The 6,624-nt window shown below is 71.6% G+C and carries 5 protein-coding genes; 1 reads left to right on the top strand and 4 read right to left on the bottom strand.

Annotated features, from left to right (window positions below; genetic code table 11):
* Window positions 1–319: 319 nt before the first annotated feature.
* From I6A81_RS45945 to I6A81_RS39855, 4 genes are all read right to left on the bottom strand, one after another.
* Window positions 320–1,594, bottom strand: a complete 1,275-nt coding sequence (locus tag I6A81_RS45945) for a GAF domain-containing SpoIIE family protein phosphatase (protein ID WP_203006634.1) — start codon at window positions 1,592–1,594, stop codon at window positions 320–322.
* A 193-nt stretch (window positions 1,595–1,787) separates the two neighbouring features.
* Window positions 1,788–2,258: a superoxide dismutase family protein gene (locus tag I6A81_RS39845; RefSeq protein WP_238430657.1), complete on the bottom strand. Its 471-nt coding sequence runs from the start codon at window positions 2,256–2,258 to the stop codon at window positions 1,788–1,790.
* Window positions 2,259–2,854: 596 nt separating this feature from the next.
* A complete protein-coding gene (locus tag I6A81_RS39850; protein ID WP_203006637.1) occupies window positions 2,855–3,796 on the bottom strand; it encodes an SDR family NAD(P)-dependent oxidoreductase in 942 nt (313 codons plus the stop codon).
* 272 nt (window positions 3,797–4,068) lie between these two features.
* Window positions 4,069–4,716, bottom strand: a complete 648-nt coding sequence (locus tag I6A81_RS39855) for a TetR/AcrR family transcriptional regulator (protein WP_203006638.1) — start codon at window positions 4,714–4,716, stop codon at window positions 4,069–4,071.
* 1,467 nt (window positions 4,717–6,183) lie between these two features.
* Between I6A81_RS39855 and I6A81_RS39860 the strand changes: the two genes are divergently transcribed.
* The coding region (locus tag I6A81_RS39860; RefSeq protein ID WP_203010481.1) for a hypothetical protein at window positions 6,184–6,624 on the top strand (441 nt) is incomplete at its 3' end.

Below are 6,624 nucleotides of genomic sequence, written 5' to 3' on the forward strand. Positions count from 1 at the left end.
ACCTTGACGGCGTCGGCCAGCTGGTTCATGCCGCGCTCCAGGCCGCGCCGCGCCTCCTCATCGAAGGCAATGATCTTTGACATGCGGGTACGTCCTCCTGAGGCTCATGCCATGTGGAGGAGTGCCGGCCGCCGGCAGGGTGTGTAACGGAGTCGCCGCTCCGGGCCGCGGCCCAGGCGCCCTCCGCACCAGTGGTTGGCACTCAACCTGGTCGAGTGCTAAGTCCATGTATAGCGTCCGGCATGGCTGAAAGCAACGGGCACCGGCACAGGGACCGCGCAGGTCAGGTCCGCGGGCAGCTCGAGCGGCGGCGTGCGGGTCAGGTGCGCTGCGGCAGGTGGATCGCGAGGATGGCGATGTCGTCCTGGGGTGGGCCGCCGGTGTGGGCGAGGACGGCGGCTTCTACCGCGGCGGTGACGGTGTCCGCGGTCGCGGTGCTGGCGGTGGCGGTGTCGATGGAGGCGAGGAGTGCTCGCAGGCGTTCGTCGCCGAACTGGTCGCGGCCGCGGCGGGCCTCGGTGACGCCGTCGGTGTAGAGCAGGAGGGTGTCGCCAGGCCGGAGACGTAGCCGGGTGGTGGTGAGCTCGGGGTTCTCGAAAACCCCGAGGACCAGGCCGTGGGCACCGACCTCGGTCACGGTGCGGTCACGGCGGCGGAGCAGGACCGGAGTGTGACCAGCGGAGCAGACCACCACCGTGCGGCCTCGTCGGCTTTCCTGAACGGCGAGATACGCGGCGCTGAGGAACCGTTCGCTGTCCGGATGCTGGGTGAGCAGCGCGGTGTTGAGCTGGTTCAGGATCGCGGCGGGGTCGTGGGTGCGGCTCGCGGCGGCGCGGATCGTGTAGTGCGCGAGGGCGGTGATCTTCGCCGCTTCGACCCCTTTTCCCGCGACGTCGCCGAGCACGACACCAAGGCTGGTGCGGCCGGTGGAGAAGACGTCGTAGAAGTCGCCGAGAACCTCGGCTCCCTCGCCGGCGGGACGGTAACGTGCCGACACCCGCAGGCCGGGCAGCTCTGGGATGTCCGGGGGCAGGAGGCTTTCCTGGAGGGTGCGGGCCAGGGCGGTGGCCGTGGCGGCCGCGTGTCGCAGCGAGATCTCGCCCGAGACCGCCTGGGCCAGGGTGTGCAGCAGGGCGAGGTCGCGCGGTGTCCATGGCCGAGGCCGGGCGTCGGCGGCGCCAAAGGCACCGACGATGTGGCCGTCCGGGCCGTGGACGGGAAAGGCGGCCCACGCGACCAGGCCGGCGGCGTGGACGAGGACGTCGCCCAGGATCGGGGTCTCGCGGGTCGCGTCGGGCGTGACGACCGGCTGGCCAGTGTTGATCATCTGGCGGAAGATGCTGCCGTCCAGTGGGGTCTGCCGTACCGGCGGGGCTTTCTCCGGCACGCCGGCGACGGATTTCCAGTAGCAACGGGTGCCGTTGATCATCGTGGCGAACGCCAGCGGGACGTCGAGAATCGTGGCGGCCAACCGGGTCAGCCGGTCGAAGGGCTCTTCCGGGTCCGTGTCGAGCGGACCCGTGGCGCGGACCGCCGCAAGCCGGTCCGCCGCGCCGACGCGGTCAGACGACGCCGAGCCCGACCGAGGATCCACCGCAGGCCCGTCCACACCGCGAAGACTAGTCGCCGCATGCGACCTTGACCGGCGGCGTCGCCGCGGGCCACGGGCCGCCCGCGGCCACCTCCCGCGCCACGAACCGGATCCGCCGCGCCGGCCAGCCCAGCAACCGGTACGGGCACACCCGCGCGGGTGCCCCGGTCGCCACGCGACGGCGGTCCGCCCCGGCTCAGCCCTTGGGGATCACCCCACAGGCAATGCGATCGCCGCCGTCGCCGGCGTCGCGCGTCTTCTCGTCCGGCCCCGGTGATGGCGCGTCGTTCGACTGGTAGCGGTCCGGAATGTGGGCGAGATTGTCGGCCTGCTCGTGAACGACGAGGGCGGCGCCCTTCTGGCGGAGCTGCTCGAGGGTGAACCGACCGGTCACCACGGACACCTCGTCGACACCGTTCTTCTCGAACAGAAGCGGAGGAAGGTCGCCCGCGTGCTCTCCGTGAGTCGTGGAACCGGGATTATAATGGCCACCGGCGGTGGTGAACGGCCCGTCCGGTGCCTCGGCATCGCAGACCGGGTTCTGGTGGACATGGAATCCGTGATATCCCTGGGCGGCCAGGCCCGAGAAACGTCCCTCGACCCGGGTTCCGCTCCCGGCTCCGATGAGGGCGACCACTCCCACCTCCCTGCCGCCGACGTCCCGCATGATGACGTCCAATCGATCCCGACTGGCGTTCTGCGCGCCGACGGGGATGGCGTCACTGCCTTCGCCGCTGTTCGACGCGGCGTCCAGGGACACGTCCGCCCCGGCCGATGAATCCTTTTCGTCGCCGCCCGCTCCGCACCCGGCGAGAACGACGAGGGCCGCGGCGACGGCGAGGGCTGGACGATACGGGCGAGACGGTTGACGTCGCACAGACGGCCTCCTTGCGGCAAGGACATGTCCGGCGGAACATCGCGGGCCATGCCCGGAGATCGCGACGTGATGCCGGAACCGAAACGGCGGTCCGAGCCTACGGAGGGAAAGCGGACACCGCCACCGGCGCGGGAACCCCCCGGAGTGTTGGCCACGGCGTGTGGCGGTTCCCACGGCCTCGTCCCACGGCTTTTCCCCGTCGCGGGAGAACGCATCATCGCGGGAGAAAGCATCATCGTCGGAGAACGCATCGTATGTGCGTGAGCGACCGAACGCATCGTATGTGCGTGAGCGACCGCGGATGCGGCCATGGCGGCGGCCGCGCCGGGCTCGCCGCCTCGAAATCCGGCGCCGCCCCGCCCTGCAGGGGTTCGTCCAGCTCCGGTTCAGAGGCCGGCGAGCATGCCACCGTCGACGACGACCGACGTCCCGGTCAGAAAGGTCATGTCCGGACTGGCCAGGGCGAGCGCGGCGGCGGCCATCTCCTCGGGCCGCGCCATCCGCCGCAGGGCGTCGACGTTGTCCGCGCCGTACTGGGCCTTCCCCGCCGCCCACTGGTCGTCTGTGATGTTCGCCGGCCGCCGGCTGTCGAGCATCGGGGTGTCCGTGGTCCCTGGAGAAAGCGCCACGACCCGGATGTTGTCGGCGCCGTAGTCGAGAGCGGCGGTACGGACCAGGCCGGTGACGCCGCCCTTGCTCGCGGCATACGCGCCGAGCCCGGGCCGGCTGGCGAACTCGTTCGCGGAACCGGTCACGACGATGACCCCACCACCCGCGGCCCGCATCGGCGGCACCTCGTGCTTGATGGCCAGGAAGACACCCCGGGTGTTGGTGTGCGCGGTGTCGTCCCACTCCTCGACCGTCATCTCGTGCAACGGCTTCACGACCTGGATGCCCGCGTTGTTCAGCGCGACGTGCAGGGCGCCATAGGTGGCGACCACCGCGGCGACGAACGCCTCGACCTCCGCCGGCACGCGCACGTCCGCCTTGACGTAGGTGGCCTCGCCGCCCGCGGCCCGGATGTCCCGCTCGACCTGCCGCCCCAGTTCCTCGCGCCGCCCGCAGAAACCGACCCGCGCCCCTTCCCGGGCGAAGGCGACGGCCGCCGCCCGGCCGATACCCGAGGTCGCCCCGGTGACGAGGGCGACCTTTCCCTCGAACCTGCGCCCCGCTGCCGGCTGTGGCGCGGGCGGCTGGCCCGCGCCGCTCGCCCCGAGCGCCGACGTGGCCCACGACGTCGCCGCCGCGGTCACGGCGACCCCCGCCGCCGTCCCCGTGAGAAGTGAACGGCGCCCGATCGACCATCCAGCGCGCTCGGCGTTCGCCATCAGGACGTCCCCTCGTCAAACGAACAGAACAACGACGGCGGGAGCAGACCACGCACCCCCCGCCGGCGGCATCGGGCCGCGGTCCATCCGAGGCAGGCACCGGGGACCAGCACGCCCCGGACCCAGGTCCGATCCCCCGCTCGTTCCCGGGCCGATGCGACCGGCGCCCGGGCCATGGCCTTCTTGTCCTGTCAGCCCCGTCCTGTCAGCGGCCCGGCCCCACGCCACGCGAGGGCACAGGCCGGCGAGGCCCGGATGCCAGCGGCGCGGGTCTACCCGTTCGCGCGCGGCGACTGGCCGTTGGCCGGCGAAGCGGAGGGCATGATCGGGGGAAGCGCGGCGGTCGCCTGCACGCATGTCGCGACGATCTCGTCGAAGCACGCGAGGAGGGACGGCCGGCTCTCGGTGAGGTAGAGGTGAGTGGCCGTGGTGAACCAGCTCAGCGCCATCAGCGCCAACGCGTACATCTCGAGCGACGATGACCGGGTACCGGCGCGGTGCAGGAGGATCTCGGCGATCGTCGTCAGGAAGGCCCCGCCTCCCAGCGAGAGCTGCTCGGCCATGAGGCGCGGCTCGGTCGCCAGCACAGCGCGGATCTGGGCGAGCAGGTCACGGTCGTAGCCCTGCTCGCACAGGTCACGCAGGACCGCGTGCAGGCTCACCAACGGCGGCTCGGTCCGCGGCCGCTCGGCCAGGCGGGCGGCCGCGACCTCGCGTCGGACGACGAGATGGTCGAGCAGGATCGCTTCCTTGCTCGGGAAGTGGTGGAAGACGGTACGGCGGCCAACGCCGGCGGCGGTGGCTATCTGGTCGATCGTCGTCTCGGTGTAGCCCTGGGTCTGGAACAGCTCCAGGGCCGCGGTGGCGATGCGCGCCCGCTTCGCGGCCGGGTCGCGTTCGCGGGTCGGGGCTGCTGGCACGCCATGACATTTTACAGATCCGTGCTGACTCGAAGTGGTTTCGCGCCCCGCCGGGCGGCCTTGACCGCCCGACGACTATGGCACTAGTGTCACAGCATCTGGAGCAAGCCAGTAACAGAAGGTGAGGCTCTTGGCCGCCTCCCGCCCGCATGTCTCAGGAATCCGCCTGAGACGCAGCCGGTCGGGACGACGAGCCGGGTCGCCGCCCGCCGCGCTCGTATCTCGTCGCCGTTCGCCCGTCTCCACAACCCGGCCAGGAAAAGCCGCTACCACCAGACGATCACCCGGGGAACGCACCGCCACACCGCGGCGGTCCGCCTCGGCCACGTGTGGTTCGTCGGTCCGCGGCAAAGACCCGTCGGCCCCTCGCGGCTTCCGCCGGATAACCGGCTACCGGCCTGGCCAACAATTCCGACGGATCAAGGCACGAGCCGCGCGTCGCGTATGTCGAGATGGCCTTCATGGCCATCACCGCGACCGACACCTGATCAGGAGTCGCGGACCCGTGACCACCCGGCCCGGAGCCGCCACCGATCCCGCCCTGGGTCCCGGCGTTCAGCCGCGACACCAGTCCATGAGTTCAGACATTATCCAATGTTCGATTTCCTCCCCCGCCGGATCGCGATATCGCGACGCCGGGACGATGCGCGCACACCGATCGAGGAACTCCGCGGCACTCGTCGGGCACATCCTCGCCGGCATGGCGATCCGCCTCGCCGACGCGACATGACGGCCGGACATCAGTGAGCGTTTACTTGCCTCGCCGACCGTCCGTCGTCTACTCTTTGTCCGACAACGGCGAACGGGCGGCCACGAGAGGCTCCCGCAGACATGGTCGACACGGTCGCCACCCGCGGTTCCGGTATTTTTCTCCCGAGCCAGCAGGCGAACGTCAGGGAGTCCAGGTCCGCTTTCCCTGACACCACGCGGGTCCGTATCGGGCGGCCGGCCACCGCTGGCGATCTGTTGTGATGGCGTCGTCAGCGAAAGGGTCCCGCGACCCGGACTGATGGGCTTTCCTGGTCGCGGCGACGCGCGCCAGCACGATGGCAGAAATTTCTGTCCGACAGTGGTGGCGGGCCGGCCGAAGCGACATTCCGTGGAGCCGGCCAAGCCCCGCGCGGGCAAGGCCACGCGAGCGAGAACCGCCACCGTCGGAAAGTCGAACTCCTTCGCTGGAAATACGGACCGCGGGCGCCGCGCCGGATTCGCTGCCCGGCGTCCGCGTCCGTCGCCGCTCTTCGTTTCCCAACCGGCGCCGCCAATGGTCGAGCCGGCCGGTCGTTAGCTGCTGTGAACCGCCGCATCGGCGGCGTAGTCGCCCGTTCCTGGCCGGCTCGACCGGCCCCGTGGACACCTCTGGAAGTGATTGTGAAGGACAGCGCTGCGCAGAACACGGCCGTCGGAGTGCCCGGGAGGGCCGCCGCGGCTCCCCGTCCCGTCAGGCGGCGGGACGACATCATCGGCGTGAGCCCGTTAGGTGAGCCCGACCCGAGGCTGGTCGCGGCGGTCAGTGGCGCGGGGGCGCTGGGTGTCCTGGACCTCGGCGCCGACCGGGCCGGCGCCGTACGGGCCCTGCGGCTGACCACGCGGCTGACGGCCACGTCCTTCGGTGTGCGGCTCGGGCGTCTGGACGTCGTGGACCCGGACGAGCTGGCGCGGCACCGCTCCAGGGTCGACACCGTGCTCCTGGCCGGGGGCGAGCTGGGCGGTGCCGCGGCGCGGCGGCTCCTGGACGCGCTTCCCGAGGCCCGGGTGCTGGCCGAGGTCACGAGCCTGAGCGAGGCGGCGGCGGCCGCGGGCGCCCGCGCCCCCGGGCGCGGGGCCCGCGGGGTAGCGGCTCAGCCTGGCCTCGACGGCCGCCCTGGCCTGGCGCAACGCGTCGTCGAGGCCGCCGCCGGCGTCGTC

Origin of the sequence: Frankia nepalensis (genome assembly GCF_016786325.1) — a bacterium.
Taxonomy (GTDB): Bacteria; Actinomycetota; Actinomycetes; order Frankiales; family Frankiaceae; genus Pseudofrankia; species Pseudofrankia nepalensis.

Bases quoted from the DNA above. Each gene is read 5' to 3' on its own strand.
- I6A81_RS39850 (WP_203006637.1), bottom strand. From the start codon at position 3,796: ATGGCGAACGCCGAGCGCGCTGGATGGTCGATCGGGCGCCGTTCACTT.
- I6A81_RS39845 (WP_238430657.1), bottom strand. From the start codon at position 2,258: ATGCGGGACGTCGGCGGCAGGGAGGTGGGAGTGGTCGCCCTCATCGGA.